Source organism: Streptomyces pallidus (ex Mingjun et al. 2026) (assembly GCF_051550185.1).
In the GTDB taxonomy this organism is placed as follows: Bacteria; Actinomycetota; Actinomycetes; order Streptomycetales; family Streptomycetaceae; genus Streptomyces.
This window is the reverse complement of sequence record NZ_CP196181.1, coordinates 7,599,462-7,616,925: the sequence shown is the minus strand read 5'-3', so window position 1 is coordinate 7,616,925 and position 17,464 is coordinate 7,599,462. Positions and strand designations below refer to the sequence as shown.

Here is a 17,464-nt window from a genome sequence, read left to right as displayed (position 1 = left end):
TGTGACGAGGTTGACTTCCCGTCATGAGTCCGTCGACCGGGATCCGTGAAGCCCAGCGCCGCCGTACCCGCCGTGCCCTCCTCGACGCCGCCCTGGCGCAGCTCGAGGAGCGCAGTCTCGGCAGTCTCGGGCTCAGGGAGGTGACCCGTGCGGCCGGAGTCACCCCCACCGCCTTCTACCGCCACTTCGGGGGCATGGACGAGCTGGGAGCCGCGCTGGTCGAGGAGGCACTGGCCAGCCTGCACGAGACGGTACGGGGCATCCTCGCCGAGACCGGCGACGCCGAACGGCGCGGCGACGCCGCAGTACGTTGCGTCGCGGAGCTGGTGCGCGGCCGGCCTGCCCACGTCCGCTTCCTCGTCCGGGAACGCCACGGCGGGGTACCGGCGGTACGGGAAGCCATCGCCCGGCAACTCGACGCCGTGGCCTCGGAGATGGCGGCGGCGCTCGGAGCCGACCCCGTGAGCGCGGGCTGGAACGCCCCCGACGTGACGATGCTGTCCCGACTCCTGGTGGATCACATGTTCATGACGGCTTCGGCGTTCCTCGCCGCCTCACTTCGGGGAGAGGACTGGTCGGCCGCCACCGCGACGGCCCGCAGCCAGCTCCGCCTGATCCATCTGGGGCGCGTGCACTGGCCGGGGTGACCTGGAGCGGGCGCGGGCCGAGCAGCGCTCAGCCCGAAGCGCGCAGCGCCGCAGTGTGGGCCCTGACCTGCTCGGGGGTCAGGTAGGCGTCGGTGTACTCGAACTCCCGCAGTGTCGGCGGCTTGGCGGACCGGATCCCGATCCGGACGAAATCGTCCCCGGCCAGCGCGTTGAGCAGCCAGTTGGTCGCCAGGCGCGTCTTGGCGACGTTGGTGCGCAGTGCGGCCCAGTGGTAGCCGCGGGCCACGGCCTGGGCCGGGAGGCCGCGCAGCGGGATGCCCAGCGGCTTGGACACCGCGTCGGTGCCCCCGAGGTCGACGACGAGGCCCAGGTCCTTGTGGACGTACGGCCGCAGCGGCTGGTGGCGCAGGGTGGCGATCAGGTTGTCCGCGAGCGTACGTCCCTGGCGCAGGGCGTGCTGCGCGGTGGGCGGGCACACCGCACCCTCGTCCTGCGCGGCGAGGTCGGGGACGGCCGCCGCGTCTCCCAGCGCGAACACCCCGGGCGCACCGGGCACGGTCATCTCAGGGGTCACCAGCAGCCGCCCGCGGACGGTCTCCGCGTCGAGGGTGGCGATCAGCGGGCTCGCGGTGACTCCGGCGGTCCAGATCAGGGTCCTGCTGGGCAGCACCCGGCCGTCGGTCAGCGTGACCTCCGTGGCTCCCGCCTTGGCGACGCTGACGCCGAGGGAGACCTGGATGCCGCGGCGTCGCAGGATGTCCAGGGCCGCCTGTCCCAGTGCGTCGCCGAGTTCGGGCATCAGCTTCGGTGCGAGGTCGAGGAGGTGCCAGCTGATCTCCCGGGGATCCAACCGGGGGTAGCGTTTGACGGCGTGGTGGGTGAGCCGCTGGAGGCAGGCGGCCGTCTCCGTGCCGGCGTACCCGCCGCCGACCACGACGAAGCAGAGCCGCGCCGCCCGTTCCGCCTCGTCCTCGCTCGCGTCCGCCAGGTCGAGCTGGGAGATGACGTGATCGCGCAGGTACGTGGCCTCGGCGAGGGTCTTCATGCCCCGGGCGTTCTCGATGAGGCCGGGAATGTCGAAGGTGCGGGTGATGCTGCCCGGGGCCAGCACCAGGTGGTCGTACGCATGGTTCGTCAGGTCGCCGGTGAGGGTGCGCACGACGCAGATCTTCGCCCGGACGTCCACGCCGACGGCCCCGCCGGGGATGATCCGGGTCCGGTAGCGGCTGCTGCGGCGCAGCGAGACGGCGACGGACTGCGGGGTCAGCACGCCGGAGGCCACCTGGGGCAGCAGCGGCAGGTACAGCTGGTAGGAGTTCGGCGTGACCAGAGCGATGTCCGCCTCCGAGGGCGACAGCCTGCGCTCCAGGCGCCGGATGCACTCGACCCCGGCGAAACCGGCTCCCACCACGAGGATCCTCGGTCGTACCACGGTGTCCGTCCTTTCTCGGGTCTGCCAGTCCACCCGCGCATGCCCGCCCGTGCCCGCTCTGCACGTCGAAGCGCCCCACAGCGCGAGGGCGGGGCTGCCGACTCGGGGGTTTCGGCCACGGCGGGGCGGCCATACGAGAAGACGTCGAACAGGTCCAAGACGTACCGATCGCGAGGGGACGGACCACCGTGGCCACCATGATTCTGTTGATCGCACCGATGCTGCTGGCGCTGCTGCTGGTCACCCGCGGGCCGGCCGGCCGCCGTCCGCGCCACCGGGCCGGCCGCAGCTGACGTCCGCGGGGCGGGTACTCAGACAGTTCAGCGTGCCGTACCCCTGGACCCCGCCCGCCACACGGTTGCACGCACGCTGAACACACCCGTCGCCGTCGAGCGCCGTTCGGAGGAACGGCGGGTGTCGCGTAGAAAGGTTCGCAGGCGCGGGTCGTACGTTCGGCCGGTATGACGAACGTATCGAGCGATCGCGCATCCGGCTCCACTCGCCGCACCGCGCTTGCGGGGCTCGTCGGTGGGGCCGGGGCCCTGCTGGCCGCCGGGTGCACAGCGTCGGGCGCGATGCCCGGGAACGCGCCCCCTCGCGTGAGCACGGCGTCGGCCTCCACTCCCCCGGGCGGTCCCACACCCGGGGCGATGACGCTCTTCAAGGACCCGGGCTTCAACTTCGGCGGGCTCCTCGCGCTCGGCGCGTCCGGTCAGGGCGCCGGCGAGGTGGGCGAGGTGCTCACCGCCGTGAACGCCATCAACAGGGCCGGCCTTTCCGCACAGACGTACACCGAGACCTTCAGGAAACTCGGCGACCAGCTGATGGAGGCGCCCCAGGGCAGCAGGCCCGGGACGGAGACCACGCGCTTCCGTGCCCTACGGGCCGCGCAGTACTACGGTCAGGCGCTGTTCTTCGTCCTGGGCTCCGACGACCCCGCCAGCGAGGAGCAGCTGTACAAGGCCGGGCGCGGCGCCTGGGACAAGTTCTGCGCGCTGTGCGACCCGGCACCGGTGACGGCGAACGTCGCGTACGGGAAGAGCCCGCTGCCCGTGTGGTTCTTCCGGCCGGACGACTCCGGCGAGCGGCGCCCCACCGTGATCCTCACGAACGGCAGCGACGGACAGAACGTCGACATGTGGACCTACGGCGTCCCGGCCGCTCTGGAGCGCGGCTGGAACGCACTCGTCTACGACGGGCCCGGCCAGGGACAGCTCCTCTTCGTGGACCAGGTGGTCTTCACGCCGCGCTGGGAGACCGTGGTCACGCCGCTCGTCGACTGGCTGGCCGCCCGCTCGGACGTGGACACCGCCAGGATCGCCCTGACCGGCCTGAGCATGGCCGGCGACCTGGCCCCCCGGGCCGCGGCCTTCGAGAACAGGATCGCGGCCCTGGTGGCGATGCCCGGCGTGCTCCAGCCCTGGCTGGGCTTTCCTGCGGAGATCCGTAAGATCCTCACCCCGGACAAGCAGGTGACCAACGACATCTGGAACAAGGAGGTGGTTCCCGAGCTGCCCGCACCCGCTGCCGCGACGCTGAAGAAGCGCTTCGAGCCCTTCTCCGTGCCGGCGATGCTCGACGCCCGTAAGGGAAGGATGTTCACCGACTTCTACACCCCCGCGAAGATCATCGAGTCGTTGGACATCACGGACGTGGTGGGGCGCATCAAGATGCCCACTCTGGTCCTCGACTACGACGACGAGCAGTTCTATCCCGGCCAGCCGCGCCAGATGTACGACAAGCTCAAGGTCCCCAAGGACTACGTCAGGCTCACCGCGGCCACCGGCGCCCAGCTGCACTGCTCCCCGATGGCGCCGCAGCAGCACTGCGAGGTCGTCTTCGACTGGTTGCAGGAGAAGCTGTCAGGCAGCTGACCCGCCCTCGGCCGCGGCAACGACGCCCCTGCCGTGCCGCCCCGGTCAGGTGGTGGCCGTGCACGTGAAGATGGTCCAAGGCGGCACCTGCCACCCGGCGTGATGTGCAGTGGGCGTCCGATGAGGGAGTCGAGGATGTCGCGAGCGGCGATCAGGTCGTCGATCGACGCGGCGATGCGGCGGCGTTCCTTCGCCAGGCCGTCGACATCGCCCCCTCGGTCAAGCGTTTCGCCCAGCAGATCCAAAGCGGCCACTACCCCGGGGACCGATCCACCATCGCGTCCGCGGCCTCCGGTATCACCCACGTCATCAACACCTGCCTCAGCCACGGAATCGATGCCGGAATGCTCACCGCGGCGAGGAGCGTCATCGACCGGGCTGTCGCGGACGGCCACGGACCGGAGGGGCTGGCACGTCTGACCACCGTCCTCCACGAGTCCGGTCGACCCTGAAGGTCACCGCCGAGCGGCGGTCCAGGTAGTGGGAACGCGCGGGGTGGTGGCCGTTCGGCAGGCGAAACCTCGACGGTGACGGCTCTCCGCCCGGAGGGCGGAGAGCCGTCGGTCAGCCGGCCGACCGGCGATGCACCGCGGCCGCGGCGGCGGGGGTCGGACCGCGCCGCCCCGGCCGCGGGAGGGACTCAGCCCCCGATGGGCCGGAAGATGCCGCCGGGGATGATCACCGGGCGGTCGATCTTCTTGAGGCGGTATTCCATGCTCACGTCATCGATCAGGAACGGCATCCGGTTCGCCGCGTCCTCGATCACCGTGAAGGTGATGTTCACCTTCTGCGGGGAGGACCGGTAGAAGGCGTCCGGCAGCGTGACCGTCACCTGCTCGTAGGAACCGCTGGTCCCCGCCTTGTTCATACGGTCGTGCAGCTCGTAGGGCGTTCCGTCCTCCGCCGTGGCCTCCACGATCAGCTGGCGGAAGCCGAAGCCGCTCGTCCCGCTGTGGACCACGTCGCTGCGCACCCAGAACGACAGCACCGGAACCCGGGATGCCGGGACCGTGACCTGCTGCGAGATGCGGCTCATACCGGTCAGGCCCTGGCCGCCCAGCTCCGCCTTGCCGGTGCCCGAGTGTGCCGGCCACGCGGAGGAGTTGTTGATGGGATGCCCGGCGAACGGGGTCACCTTCTCGTTCCAGGACGCGTTGCCGCTCTCGAAGCCGGGGTTCGCCACGTCGGACGTTCCTGCGCTGGCGATCGGTGCGGCCAGGAACATGCCCGTGGCCGCGACGGCGGTGGCGGCGGCGAGCATGCTCGCTCTCCGCGCTCTCTTTCTCATGGATCTCCTGGCTGTTTCTCGGTTTCCGAACGGGAACGCGCCACAACAGCCGGGCGGCCCGCCCCTGTGCACCCCGACGGAATGTCAAAAGGATGCTGCGGCGGGCCCTGCCCGAGGAGTACGGCAATCAGCCGTCTCGACCGCGGCGCACACTGTAGCGCGTCAGTACGACAGTCGCGCCGACGTCCGGCTCTGCGCGCCTCGGCGCGAACGTCCGGCTCTCAGGTCCCTGGTACTGCGGCCGTCGAAAGGGGCGAGCCAGGCGGCTTGGCCGAGGCCGCCCGCACCCGCGGACCTGTTCGCCGGGTGCCCGAGGTGTTCGCCGCCGGTGCACTCGGCGAGGCAGGGCATCGGCACCTCCCGGTGCCGGAACAGCAGGCGGGAGTACCTGTAATCGTCCTCGTGCTCCGGGAGGGCGTGGTGGTCGTCTTCCTCCCGAAGACCCTCCAGGTGGACGGGAGCATCCTCGAGGGCCAGGTCAAGGGCCATCTCCTCAACGGCGCAGCCCGGGTCGGGCCACAGGCCGTCTGCAAGGTCGCAGGCCAGGTCGCCGAAGGCGCGCGCCATCCGCTGCCGCCAACGGTGGTCCGCCGTCCACGTGTGCGCGGGCAGCCGGTCGAAGACCTCCAACGTCGCGGGGCCGACTTCCGGCAGGAACCGGTCCCCGAGGTGCTGTGCGTCGTCGTAGGCCTCGTCCGCGAGCACGACCAGCACCGTGTGGAGCAGGTGGGCGGTACGAGGGGTGAGCTGCCATCCGGGTTCCCGGCGGTCCTCGCCCCTCCCCGCGGGATCCCGGATGGCGAACAGTGCTGCGAAATCCGGGCTCCCGGCACTTTCCGCAGATCTGGACCGTGGATCCTCCGGACGTCGGTCGTGTATGACCCGGGAGAGGAACGGCGAGGCACTCCGGTGGGCCGGGGCGGCGTGCTGGTGGTGGTGCTGGTGCATGGGGCTGTTCCTCACTGGGCGGTCAGCGGCGCGCGTGGGTGTGTGCGGGCGGGCCGCAGGCGGTCCGGGCATGCCAGGAGCGGTCGGCGGCGCGCTCCGGCGTCCGGTGCGCGGGACGTCACATGGCCCGCCCGGGACAGGGGTTGACGTCAGGGGCCCCCCGTCAGCGCTCGCTCGTGGTCACGGACGGGGAGCTGCCTTCGACCAGCTTGACCGGCTTTCCGGATCCGTCGGCCGGCACCGTGTAGACGAAGGGCTTTCCTCGATCCGCCTTGCCGTAGGCGATGGTGTCGTCGTCCAGCCAGGCGGCCTGGTCGTCGACGCCTGCGGGTGCGGCGAGCGCCGTGTCCTCGCCCGTCTGCAGGTTCAGCACATGGAGGTGCCAGTCGGCACCGACCTTCTTCTTGTACGCGATGCGTGTTCCGTCGGGCGACAGCGACGGGCACTCCACGTTCGGGTGCAGCGCCGTGAGCTCGCGGGTGGCGAGGTCGCCGCGGACGAGGTGGGTGCTCCCCTTCGAGGACATGGTGGCGTAGAAGGTCCGGTCGTCGGCGGCGAAGGTGACTCCCCAGAAGTTCCTGTCCTCCGGCCGGGTGTGCTCGTCGTCTCCGAGGACGGTGAAGTCCTCCAGGGAGCCGTAGTGGTTGCCGTTGCGCAGGTCGTAGATCCCGGCTGTGGTGGAGAACTGGCCGGAGGCGGCGTACGAGTCACCGGAGCGGAAGACCGTCCAGGCGACCAGGTGGCCCGACGGGGAGACGCGAGCCCTGCTCGGGTTGCCCCACACGGGCAGGGTGACCTCGGGCTCGGCCTTCCCCGAGCGGTAGACGCGGACTTCCGAGGAGAACGGGCCGGGAAGTCCCCGCAGGCAGACCAGTGTTCCGGCGGCCACGGCGGCGCGACGGCAGTCGGGTCCGGTGGCGAGCTCCTTGCCCTCCCGGTTCGTCTGGCGTACCCGGAGGCCCTTGGCGTCCACGACGACGAGGGTGCCCGGATCGTCGAGGCGCAGCTCGCCGGCGCCCGCTTCGGCGGCGGCCCCCCTCCAGGCCACGGTCGCCGCGGCCGAGCCGAGCAGGGCGACGATCAGGGCGGTTGCACTGGCGGTGCGCATGACGTTCATGAGTTCTTCCCGGGTCGGTGGATCAGGCGGGCGGCGACGATCGCAGCCACGAACGCGCAGCCGAACACGGCGAAGGCCGTTCCCAGCCCGCTGAACACGGCGACGGCGCCGAAGGTGAGCGCGCCGCCGGCCCGGGCCAGGGACTGCGCGGTCTGCACCACGGCCAGCCCCGTCGTGCGTGCGGCCCGGGGTATGAGCGGCGATATGTGCGCCATCAGGACACCGTCGGTGGCGGCGTAGAACAGGCCGTACAGGCAGAGGACGAGGGCGGTGGCCGGCCAGCCGGTGAACGGCGCCAGCCAGAGGAACAGGTACGCGGCGAGCGCCGACAGGTGGCCGCAGAGGAACAAGGGCCACCTGCCGATGCGGTCGGCGAGGACACCCAGGGGCACCGCCGCCGTCATGAAGACGAGCGCCGTGCCGATGGGCAGCAGCGGGAGCGCCTCGGCCGGTACGTCCAGCCTGCGTTGCAGCCCGACGTAGAAGGACATGTCGCCCACGGTGAGCAGCCCGAGCAGCGCGGCTGCCAGGGTGCAGCGGCGGATGGCCGGGTTGCGCAGGGAGGCGAGGCGTTCACGCAGGACGAGACCTCTTTCCCGCGGTGTCGGGACCGGGCCCCGGCGGACGAAGGCCACGATGACCACGACGCCTGCGGCGGCGAGGCAGAAGCTGACCAGGAAGGCGGTGTCGTACCCGCCGGGGACCGCCAGGAGCACGGCGAAGGCGATCAGGGGTCCGAGCAGGGCGCCGCAGGTGTCCATCGCGCGGTGGACACCGAAGGCCCTGCCCAGCTCGCCCTCGGGGACCGCAGCGGTGATCAGCGCATCGCGTGGTGCGGTGCGGATGCCCTTGCCGACGCGGTCGGCCGCCACCAGCGCGCCGACCGCCGGAGCCGATCCCACCGCGGGGAGGACGAGTTTGGTGAGTGCGGAGAGCGCGTATCCGCAGGTGGCGACGGCCTTGGAGTGCCCGAACCGGTCGGCGGCGTATCCGCCGCCGATCCGGAACAGGGCGGTGGCACCGGTGTGAAGGCTGTCGAGGGCGCCGAGTTGCAGATAGCCGACGCCCAGTCCGTACATCAGGTACATCGGCAGGATCGCCGTGACCATCTCCGCCGAAGCGTCGGTGACGAGACTGACCAGTCCCAGCGCCAGGACGGTGGCGGGCACCCTCGATCTCGCGGTGTCGCCGCGGGTCCCGGTCGCTGCGGGTGTCCGGGCCGCGGCGTCGCGGCTCGGGTCGGTGGCTCTGGCCTGTGACAGGTACATCATGACGCTCCGGCGGAGGGGGATCAGGGCGGGGTGGGCCGACGAGCGGGCGTCAGCCGGCGGTGTTGAACTTCCACTGCTGGCTGCTGCGTCCGTCGCAGGCGTTCTGGACGATGCGGGCGCCGTCCGCCGTTGAGCCGCCCGAGACGTCCAGGCACTTGCTGCTGTGTTGTGCGGTCACCGTGAGGCCGCCCCCTCCGGCAGCGGTGATCTTCCATTTCTGGTCCGCTGCCGAGCCGCAGGCGCGTTGCTGGACCGCTGCCCCGTCGCTGGTGGACCCCGAGGCGACCGCGACGCACAGGCCGCTGTTCTTCACCTTGAGCTGGTAGCTGCCGTCGGAGTTCCTGGTCGCGGTGAACTTCTGGTTGGTGAAGTCGCCGGCGGTCCACTGCACCAGCTGGGCCCCGTCGGTCGTCTTGCCCGGGTTGTCCAGCGCCTTGCCGGACTTGACGTTGACCAGCTGGTACGTCGTTCCGGACTGCACCGGGCCCTCGGGGTCAGGAGTGGGCGCCGGAGAGGTCGGTGCGGGTGAGGTCGGCTTCGGTGTGGAGGTGGGCGTGGGCGAGGGGCCCGGGCCGTTGCCCTTGGCGTGGCAGGTTCCGCTGACCGAGTCGGTGAAGGTGCGGCCGGCGACCTGCTTGAACGTGAACGAGTAGCCGGTGGAGGTCAGGTCGAACTGTCCGACTCCGTAGGTGTTGTTGTTGAACACCTCGGACGGGCCGACCGAGGTGCTGCGCGTGCTGTAGAGGGCCCGGCCTCCGGTACCGATCACGAACGACCGCATGCCGTTCGCGGTGTCCCTGGTGCCGTCGGCCATCGCGGGTGCGAACCGCTCGTAGTGGTGGTCGTGGCCCCAGACGGCCACGTCGGCCTTGAAGTCGGTCAGCGCTTTCATCAGGGGGGCCGTGCCGCTGCTGTCGCCGTGGTCACCGGACGAGAAACGGGCGTGGTGCCAGTACGCCAGCGTGCACGGCTTGGTGCTCGCCGCCAGGTCCGCGCGCAGCCACTTCTCCTGTGCGCTGCCTGCGCCCGTGCTGATGTTGGAGTTCAGCGACACCAGGTGCCAGTCGCCGACGTCCACGCTGTAGTAGCCCTTGTCGCGGTCGCCCGTCCTGACGCCCTTGCCCTGGTAGTAGTCGAAGTAGCCCTTCGCTCCGGACGTCTTGTACTCGTGGTTGCCCGGTGCGGGGTGGACGATCGAGTTGAACTTGCCCCAGTTCTTGTCGTACGAGCCGTTGAACTCGGACAGGGTGCCGGACTCGTAGGCGTTGTCGCCCGCGGTGATCACGGCTGCGGGTGCCATGGCGCTCACCACGGAGGCGGTCTGGTTGCAGGCCTCGCCGCAGATGTCACCGGCCGCCGCGATCCTGACGGAGGCGTTGGCCAGTGCCTCCTTGCCGGACTGGTAGCCGTTGATCGAATAGCTGCTCCCGGCCTGGGAGAGCCTCGGGGTCACCGTCACGCAGCCGCCGCTGAACGCCCGGGTGAAGAACTCCTTGCCGGTGCCGTTGCGGGAGGTGAGTGTGTAGGTGTCCCCGGAGGAGCCGGCGAGCGTGACCGTGTCACTGCCGCGGAGCGTCAGATCGGCGAACCGCAGCCTCATCCAACCCGCTCCGTCGGCACACACCCGGCGCTCGCCGGCGGGTGTCGCCTGCGAGGCGTCACCGCTGAGGTGCGCGGTGCCGAGTTCGGCTCCGGGCTCGGCCAGCTGCGCTACGGCGGTGCTGGCCGCTGCCGGCTCGGCCGGGGCCTGCCCGGCGGATGCGCTGACCACGAATCCGCCGCCGATGAGGGCGGCGATGGAGGTCGCGATCAGCAGGTTCCTCACGTGGTGCCGCTGCTTCGGTTCCGGTTCTTGCACGTCTGCTCCATGAAGGTTGCGGGGGGACCGACCGGTCCACCGGCGACGCGCTGAGGGGTGCGGTGGCGTGGTGGACCGGTCGGGGCTCGGGATGGGGAGAGGAATCTTGTGGACGGTGTTGTTCCGGCGTCGGTTCTACCTCCGTGAGCCGGCCGGCGGTGGCCCGCGGTTGCCACTGGCGCGGGTGGGCAGTGGCCGGTGTGCGGCCGCCCGGCCGAGCCGGAGCGGGACCGCGTACGCGCTGCACCGAGGGCGAACGTCCAGGTCAGCGCGGGCTGCGGGTCATGGTGTGGTGATGCGTGGCCGCGGGCGGTCCGGTGCCCTGGCGGGACCCGGCAGGCGGCCGGCCCCGTCCGTCGGCGGGCCGCGATGGCGGCGTCTTCTACTGGCCGCCGGTGAAGAGCAGCCGATTGGGGGTGTCCTGCCCCGCGCTGCGCACCTTGCCGGTGGTGGCGGCGGCGATCAGAGCGCTCTGGACCTCGGCGGGAGTTGCGTCGGGGTGGGTCGCCAGGAAGAGGGCGGCGGCTCCCGTCACATGGGGAGCGGCCATCGACGTGCCGGTCAGTACACGGCTGGCGGTGTCGCTCTGGTGTCCGGCCGAGGCTATTGCGGTTCCCGGAGCGAACAGGTCGGTGCAGGGCCCGAAGTTGGAGTCCGACCGGCGGGAGTCGTCGGACGTGGCGTTGTTGACGACGATGGCGGCGCCGATGCGGCCCGGAGAGTTGTTGCAGGCGTTGGTGTTGCCGTTGCCCGAGGAGACCACCCAGGTGACTCCCGAGGCGATGGAGCGCTTGATCGCCTCGTCCTCGGCGGTGTTGCCCCCGCCGTTGATGCTCATGTTGACCACGGCCGGCTTGGCGGCATGGGCGGTGATCCAGTCGGCGGCGGTGATGATCGCAGAGGTGGCGGCCTTGTCACGGCAGTCGGTGACGCGCACGGCCACCAGCCCGACCCCCTTGGCCACGCCGAAGTCCTTGCCGCCGACCGTTCCGGCGACGTGGGTGCCGTGCCCGGTGCAGTCGGCTCCGTTGCGGCCGTCGCCGACCTTGTCCACACCGATCGCGGCCCGCCCCTGGAATTGGGTGTGGGTGGTGCGAAGGCCGCTGTCCACCAGGTACACGGTGACGTTGCGGGCGGTCTCGGCGAATGTGTACGTGCCGTCCAGCGGGAGGTTGCGCTGGTCGATGCGGTCCAGGCCCCACGGCGGGTCGGTCTGGCTCGTCGACGCGTCATGCAGGCCGTCCTGCTGTACGTAGGAGACCTCGGGATCAGCGGCCGCCCGTGCCGCCTGGTCCGCGGTCATCTCGGCGGCGTAGCCCCGCAGGGCCGTGCTGAAGACGGTGTGGACGGTGCCGCCGTGCGTGCGTGCGAAGCGTGCCGCCGTGGCGGTGGCCGCCGCGTGTTCGGCGTCGCGGTCCGGGCCGCGCCGTGCGGAGGCGGGCGCCTCCTTGAAGACCACCAGGTAGCGGCCGGGTATCGGCTCGGCGGCGGTCCGCACGTGGCCGTGGGCGGATCCGGCCGCGGCGGGTTGGGCGGTCAGCGTGACGGCGACGACGGTGGCCGTCGCCACGGCCACGGCCACGCTGATCGACCTGTACGACGGGTGCGGGCGTTGGAAGGACACGGATGTCTCCGAGGGGAAGTGGAAGTCCGGGCCCCGGTTGTTCCGGGGCACCACTGGTGTACTCCCCCGCACCCCTGAGCGGTGGCCAGTAATGGCCGGTGGCACCGAAGGGCGCCCCGGCGCGCCGTCCCTCCCGGAACACCCGGCAGCCGTGCGACCGGAGGCAGGCAGTTCTTTGCCTTCACATCGCCCAACGTGCAACGATGACACGGCAGTTCGTTCGCACGGCCATACGACGGCCTCGTCGGCGCCGCGCGCCCCGCCCATCGGCGGAACGCGGTTGCGCCATTCTCACAGGGGGTGGTCCGATGCCCGAAGAAGACATCCGAGCGCACTTGTGCCGTCTCGGCCTCACCCGCGTTCAGGCGGAAATCTATGCGACCCTCCTTGGCACCGGGTCCTGCACCACGGAAGCACTGGCGGCGAAGATGGGCGGCAACCGCCGCGGCCGCGGGGACGACCTCCCGTTCGAGGACCGGGTGCTGGACCGGCACTTGGCGCACCTGCGCCGGCTGGGTCTGATCACCCTCACCGGGACCGGCGCCGGTAGCGGCACCGGCACGGACGGCATCGAACACGCGCCGGTCGAACCGTCGATCGCGTTGGAACGCATGGTCCACACGCGGGCGGCCGAAGTCCACCAGGCGCACCAAGCGGCCATGCAGGCCTATCGCGGATACCGGCGCTCCGTGGCTCCGCAGGGGCAGGAGGACTTAGTCGAAGTCATCAGGGGACCGCACGTCGCCGAACGCATTTGGAGTCTCGAAGAGGCCGTCGAATTCGAAGTCCTCCGATTCGATTCCCCGCCATACCACACGCACGGCACCGCCAACCCGATCGAGATCGAGAAACTCGGAAAGGGAGTGGAGTACCGGGTCGTCTACTCCAAATCGGCCGTTCAGAACGCGACCTACTACAGCGTCAACATCCAGCCCTGCATAGCCGCGGGGGAACAGGCCCGGGTCCTGCCCACGGTCCCCGTGAAACTGAGCATCTACGACCAGCGCCTGGCCACCGTGTCGATGTCGTTCGTCGAATCCGAGGTCAAGGACTACCTGCTGTTGGTCCATCCTTCGAGTCTGCTGTTGGCGCTTGCCGGTCTGTTCGAGACCTCGTGGCGGACAGCACTGCCGATGCACTTGAACGACCGCGTACCGTGCGGCCTGCAACCGATCCACCGGCGCATCCTGGAACTGCTGGCCACGGGGGTCACGGACGAAACCATCGCCGAACTCCTCGGCGTCAGCCGGCGGACGCTGTCCCGTCACATAGAGGCGATCAATGCCCGTGCCGGATCGATGACCCGGTTCCAGATGGCGCTCTACGCGGCGCGCAGCGGCTGGATCTGACGTGCCGCGGCCTCACGGTCGCCGCCGACCCGTGCCTTGCGGACGGTGAGGCGCCCGGCGCCCGGACGGCCTCATGGACGACGCTTCGGTCAGTCGCACTGCGGGTGGTCCCGCAGCCCTCGCTCGACACTGCCGAAGTGGGTGCGCTGGGTGCGCCGGACCCTTCCCGTTTCGCCGGATCACTGCCCGGCGATCGGGCGGGTCTCCGCCACACCTGCGCTCGCCGCCTCTGGCCGGGTGGCCGGGCTGCGGCCACGCACGTTCCGCGCGCCGCCCGGTCCCCGTGCTCCGGCGCAATGCGATGCACTGGTCGACCCCCGCCTCCTTGATCATCGGCTGCACGGGGTGACGGGCAGTTGTTTCCTGTCTGCCGCGAGCGGCAACCGGCGCGTGCGACTGCCGGTTGGACGCCGGGCGGCCCGCCGCACCCCCTCGGTCGACGGCTCGCCGGAGGTTGCTTCCCCCGTGCCGACGACCCCCTGCCCACTACTGCTCCCTTCGGACGCGCACGGTCTGGACGGACCAGTCGGGCGCCGACGACAGGCTTTCCGGAGCGGTCCAGCCGTTGACCACTACGAGCAGCCCGGTCAGGCTGGCGTCCACGGCGCCCCAGGTGGCTGCGGCGTGCCCGTGATCGGCCCGTCACGGGCCAGAAGGGCGGGCGCGTCCCGGCGGTGATCTCGCCTCGCGGGGCCGCGTCGGGACGTATACAACAGATCCGAGGGGATGAGCGCACTCGGGAGGTCCCCATGCGGTGAGGAAGGAAGCGATCTCCTCGGCCCGTCGGCAGGCGATGCAGCACCAGCCCTTCCAGGTCGTCGTCCTCGGTCGCGACGGCGAGATCCGCACGGAGCACACCTACGGAAACGATCCGCGCGACCTTCAGGCCGGCCGCGCCCGGGAACCGCTGCGCCACCCCCTGACCGGGCTCCTTGAGAGGGTGAACTCCGGCAGCCAGGTCCGAACAGGTGATGGCGGCGCGGGACGAGGGCAAGCGCAGGTGAAGGCGAGGACCCGGCCGTCCCCGGAAGACGCCGCAGCCGGGCCGACGTACGGAGGCAGCTGTGAACACCGTGGACCGCATCGCACACCCCTGGGGAACCCGCACCCCGTACGGCCGCCACGAATCCTGGCCGGACCGGGTGGACACCTACCTGACCGAGGGCATCGAACCCGGTGCGGTGGAGCAGTGGGTGCAGGCTGCCTCCATCCTGCACTCCGACGGTGACGCCATGGACATCGCGGTGGTGGGCGGACGGATGGTCGGCGTGCGGGGGCGTGCCGTCGACCGGGTCAACCGCGGGCGCCTGGGGCCCAAGGACCTCTTCGGCTGGCAGGCCAACGCCTCCGCCGACCGGTTGCGTCGGCCGCTGATCCGCATGGAGGGACGGCTCGCCGAGTGCGACTGGGACACCGCGATGGACCGCGTCGTCGGGCACACCCGCCAGCTGCTGACCGAGCGCGGCCCGGGCTCCATCGGCTTCTACACCTCCGGCCAGCTGTTCCTGGAGGAGTACTACACCCTGGCGGTGCTGGCCCGGGCGGGAATCGGAACCAACCACCTGGACGGCAACACGCGGCTGTGCACCTCCACGGCGGCGGAGGCGCTGAAGGAGTCCTTCGGCTGCGACGGGCAGCCCGGTACCTTCGACGATTTCGATCACGCGGACGTCATCGCCCTGTTCGGCCACAACCTGGCCGAGACGCAGCCGGTGCAGTGGATGCGCATCCTCGACCGGCTCGAGGGCGCCGATCCGCCGCAGGTGGTCTGCGTCGACCCGCGCCCCACCCAGGTGGCCGCGAGGGCGACGGTCCACCTGGCGCCCCGTGCGGGAACGAACGTGGCACTGCTCAACGCCCTGCTGCACGAGGTCATCCGGTCGGGGTGCGTCGACGAGCGGTACATCGAGTCCCACACCGTGGGCTTCGAGGAGCTGGCCGGTCAGGTGGAGGCATGCACGCCGCGATGGGCGGCGGACATCTGTGACGTGCCCGCCGCCCGGATCTGCGAGGCGGCGGAGGTCATCGGCCGGGCGCGGCGGCTGACGTCCACGGTGCTGCAGGGGATCTACCAGTCGCATCAGGCCACGGCCGCCGCCGTGCAGGTCAACAACCTGCACCTCGTGCGGGGCATGCTCGGCCGGCCCGGGGCGGGGGTGTTGCAGATGAACGGGCAGCCCACCGCGCAGAACACGCGGGAGTGCGGCGCCAACGGCGACCTGCCGGGCTTTCGCAACTGGCAGAACGACTCCCACGTGGCCGAGCTGGCCAGGGTGTGGAACGTCGAGGCGTCGAAGATCCCGCACTACGGGCCGCCCACCCACGCGATGCAGATGTTCCGCTACGCGGAACAGGGTTCTCTGCGCATGCTGTGGATCAGCGGCACCAACCCGGCCGTGTCCCTGCCGGAGCTGGCCCGTATCCGTTCCGTCCTCGCCCAGGAGCGTCTGTTCGTCGTGGTCCAGGACCTGTTCCTGACCGAGACCGCCCAGCTGGCGGACGTGGTGCTGCCCGCAGCCACCTGGGGGGAGAAGACCGGCACGTTCACCAATGCCGACCGCACCGTGCACCTGTCCGACAAGGCCGTCGACGCCCCGGGGGAGGCCAGGGCGGACCTGGAAATCTTCCTCGACTACGCCGCCCGCATGGACTTCCGCGACAAGGACGACCGCCCGCTGATCACCTGGCACGACGCCGAGACCGCATTCGAGGCGTGGAAACGCTGCAGCGCCGGCCGCCCCTGCGACTACACCGGCCTGACCTACGACAGGCTCCGGGGAGGCAGCGGCATCCAGTGGCCCGTCAACGAGGACGCCCCCGACGGGACCACACGCCTCTACACCGACGGCATCACCTGGGCCGACCCCGACACGTGCGAGGCGTACGGCAAGGACCTGATCACCGGCGCAGCCGACGACGTCGTGGAGTACCGGTCACTGAACCCCGACGGCAAAGCGATGATCAAGGCCGCGGCCTACCTGCCACCGCACGAGGAACCCAGCCAGGAGTACCCCTTCCAGCTCACCACCGGCCGCACCCTCTACCACTTCCACACCCGCACCAAGACCGCCCGCGCCCCGCAGCTGAACACCGCTGCACCCGAGGTATGGGTGGAGATCTCCACCGCCGACGCCGACGCCCGCCAACTGCACGAAGGAGACCTGGTGGAAGTCTCCACCCGCCGCGGCGCGCTACGGGGACGGCTGCGCATCACCGCCATCCGGCCGGGACTGCTGTTCGTACCGTTCCACTACGGCTACTGGGACACCCCCGCCGGTCACGGCCCGGACGACGCGACCCCCGGCCGCGCTGCCAACGAGACGACCATCACCGACTGGGACCCCGCCTCGAAGCAGCCCCTGTTCAAGACAGCGGCCGCCGCCCTGACCCTCCTCGAGCGCGGGGAGGGTGCCCCCGCCCCCGCACCGACGAACACCGCGTCGGCCCCCACGTCAGCCGGCCACGTCCTGGACACAACCGGCGGGCAAGCAGCACATGTCGTCGAGGAAGCGGGCACAGCGCGCGACGGCAGGGGAGGAAGCCGATGAACGGCATCACCCTGGTCCTACGGGCGCTTCACCACGGCGAGCGGCACCTGGCCAGGGAACTGGCAGCCGTCGCCGATCGTCACCGCACCGACCACGAGATCCATCACGTCGCCACCGACCTGGCCGCCTGGTCACGGGAACACACCCAACGCCTCTCGGACGCCGCCCCGCACTACGGCCTCGACCTCAGCGGCCCGCCCGACCCCTCCTCCGGCGACCTGCTGACCACCCTCCGCGTGAAGGCGTCCGAGGCCGTCGGCCGACGCCCCGAGCCCGGACTGCTTCTCCTACGGGACCTGCGCCAGTTGCACCTGGACGCGGCCGAGAACTCCCTGCACTGGGAGATGCTCGCCCAAGCCGCGCAGGCCGGGCGGGACGACACGCTGCTCAGCCTCGCCTCCTCCTGCCACCCGCAGACGCTCCGGCAGATGCGCTGGACCCACACGATGATCAAAACCCTCTGCCCGCAGATCCTCACCAGCCTTTGACTCCCGGCGCGACGCGCGCGATCTCGTACCCGCCCGCAGCGGGAGGTGGTGCGGGGGCC

14 protein-coding genes are annotated in these 17,464 nt (G+C 70.9%); 7 read left to right on the top strand and 7 right to left on the bottom strand.

Features of this window, described 5'->3' with window-relative positions; translation table 11 throughout:
- Positions 1-23: 23 nt before the first annotated feature.
- Positions 24-647, top strand: a complete 624-nt coding sequence (locus tag ACSHWO_RS34110; RefSeq protein ID WP_361094078.1) for a TetR family transcriptional regulator — start codon at positions 24-26, stop codon at positions 645-647.
- A 28-nt stretch (positions 648-675) separates the two neighbouring features.
- Here the strand turns inward: ACSHWO_RS34110 and ACSHWO_RS34105 are convergent, their stop codons facing one another.
- A complete protein-coding gene (locus ACSHWO_RS34105) occupies positions 676-2,040 on the bottom strand; it encodes an NAD(P)/FAD-dependent oxidoreductase (protein WP_438318450.1) in 1,365 nt (454 codons plus the stop codon).
- A gap of 650 nt (positions 2,041-2,690) precedes the next feature.
- On the opposite strand from ACSHWO_RS34105, the gene ACSHWO_RS34100 reads away from it, so the two are divergent.
- Together ACSHWO_RS34100 and ACSHWO_RS34095 are read left to right on the top strand one after the other, a co-directional pair.
- On the top strand, positions 2,691-3,914 hold the full coding sequence (locus ACSHWO_RS34100; protein WP_438318447.1) for an alpha/beta hydrolase family protein: 1,224 nt from the start codon (positions 2,691-2,693) through the stop codon (positions 3,912-3,914).
- 104 nt (positions 3,915-4,018) lie between these two features.
- Entirely contained in the window at positions 4,019-4,366 is a 348-nt protein-coding gene (locus ACSHWO_RS34095) for a hypothetical protein (protein ID WP_438318444.1), read from the top strand.
- Between the two features lie 188 nt (positions 4,367-4,554).
- On the opposite strand, the gene ACSHWO_RS34090 is transcribed toward ACSHWO_RS34095, so the two are convergent.
- The 6 genes from ACSHWO_RS34090 to ACSHWO_RS34065 all read right to left on the bottom strand — a co-directional run bounded on the left by ACSHWO_RS34090 (position 4,555) and on the right by ACSHWO_RS34065 (position 12,020).
- Complete coding sequence (locus ACSHWO_RS34090; protein WP_438318441.1) at positions 4,555-5,202, bottom strand: hypothetical protein; 648 nt, start codon at positions 5,200-5,202, stop codon at positions 4,555-4,557.
- A gap of 162 nt (positions 5,203-5,364) precedes the next feature.
- On the bottom strand, positions 5,365-5,907 hold the full coding sequence (locus ACSHWO_RS34085; protein ID WP_438318438.1) for a hypothetical protein: 543 nt from the start codon (positions 5,905-5,907) through the stop codon (positions 5,365-5,367).
- Between the two features lie 406 nt (positions 5,908-6,313).
- Positions 6,314-7,267 carry a TolB family protein gene (locus ACSHWO_RS34080; RefSeq protein WP_438318435.1) on the bottom strand — a complete coding sequence of 318 codons (954 nt, stop codon included), beginning with the start codon at positions 7,265-7,267 and terminating at the stop codon, positions 6,314-6,316.
- Positions 7,264-8,538 carry an MFS transporter gene (locus ACSHWO_RS34075; protein WP_438318432.1) on the bottom strand — a complete coding sequence of 425 codons (1,275 nt, stop codon included), beginning with the start codon at positions 8,536-8,538 and terminating at the stop codon, positions 7,264-7,266. The genes ACSHWO_RS34080 and ACSHWO_RS34075 overlap by 4 nt, the downstream gene beginning before the upstream one ends.
- 49 nt (positions 8,539-8,587) lie before the next feature.
- Positions 8,588-10,396 (bottom strand): RICIN domain-containing protein, encoded by a 1,809-nt coding sequence (locus ACSHWO_RS34070; protein ID WP_438318429.1) that lies wholly within the window; start codon positions 10,394-10,396, stop codon positions 8,588-8,590.
- A gap of 382 nt (positions 10,397-10,778) precedes the next feature.
- Positions 10,779-12,020, bottom strand: a complete 1,242-nt coding sequence (locus ACSHWO_RS34065) for a S8 family peptidase (protein ID WP_438318426.1) — start codon at positions 12,018-12,020, stop codon at positions 10,779-10,781.
- Between the two features lie 308 nt (positions 12,021-12,328).
- Between ACSHWO_RS34065 and ACSHWO_RS34060 the strand changes: the two genes are divergently transcribed.
- From ACSHWO_RS34060 to ACSHWO_RS34045, 4 genes are all read left to right on the top strand, one after another.
- The gene (locus tag ACSHWO_RS34060; protein ID WP_438318423.1) at positions 12,329-13,369 is read left to right on the top strand and encodes a helix-turn-helix domain-containing protein; all 1,041 of its coding nucleotides are present in this window, start codon (positions 12,329-12,331) and stop codon (positions 13,367-13,369) included.
- A gap of 754 nt (positions 13,370-14,123) precedes the next feature.
- On the top strand, positions 14,124-14,597 hold the full coding sequence (locus tag ACSHWO_RS34055; RefSeq protein ID WP_438318420.1) for a DUF2188 domain-containing protein: 474 nt from the start codon (positions 14,124-14,126) through the stop codon (positions 14,595-14,597).
- On the top strand, positions 14,512-16,917 hold the full coding sequence (locus ACSHWO_RS34050) for a molybdopterin oxidoreductase family protein (RefSeq protein WP_438319337.1): 2,406 nt from the start codon (positions 14,512-14,514) through the stop codon (positions 16,915-16,917). Before ACSHWO_RS34055 ends, ACSHWO_RS34050 begins: the two co-directional genes overlap by 86 nt.
- Positions 16,914-17,405, top strand: a complete 492-nt coding sequence (locus tag ACSHWO_RS34045; RefSeq protein WP_438318417.1) for a hypothetical protein — start codon at positions 16,914-16,916, stop codon at positions 17,403-17,405. The genes ACSHWO_RS34050 and ACSHWO_RS34045 overlap by 4 nt, the downstream gene beginning before the upstream one ends.
- Positions 17,406-17,464: the final 59 nt, after the last annotated feature.

Excerpts from the sequence above, each read along its gene's own strand:
- ACSHWO_RS34090 (WP_438318441.1), bottom strand. The coding sequence starts at position 5,202 with ATGAGAAAGAGAGCGCGGAGAGCGAGCATGCTCGCCGCCGCCACCGCC.
- ACSHWO_RS34075 (WP_438318432.1), bottom strand. The coding sequence starts at position 8,538 with ATGATGTACCTGTCACAGGCCAGAGCCACCGACCCGAGCCGCGACGCC.
- ACSHWO_RS34060 (WP_438318423.1), top strand. The coding sequence starts at position 12,329 with ATGCCCGAAGAAGACATCCGAGCGCACTTGTGCCGTCTCGGCCTCACC.
- ACSHWO_RS34045 (WP_438318417.1), top strand. The coding sequence starts at position 16,914 with ATGAACGGCATCACCCTGGTCCTACGGGCGCTTCACCACGGCGAGCGG.
- ACSHWO_RS34080 (WP_438318435.1), bottom strand. The coding sequence starts at position 7,267 with ATGAACGTCATGCGCACCGCCAGTGCAACCGCCCTGATCGTCGCCCTG.
- ACSHWO_RS34110 (WP_361094078.1), top strand. The coding sequence starts at position 24 with ATGAGTCCGTCGACCGGGATCCGTGAAGCCCAGCGCCGCCGTACCCGC.
- ACSHWO_RS34100 (WP_438318447.1), top strand. The coding sequence starts at position 2,691 with ATGACGCTCTTCAAGGACCCGGGCTTCAACTTCGGCGGGCTCCTCGCG.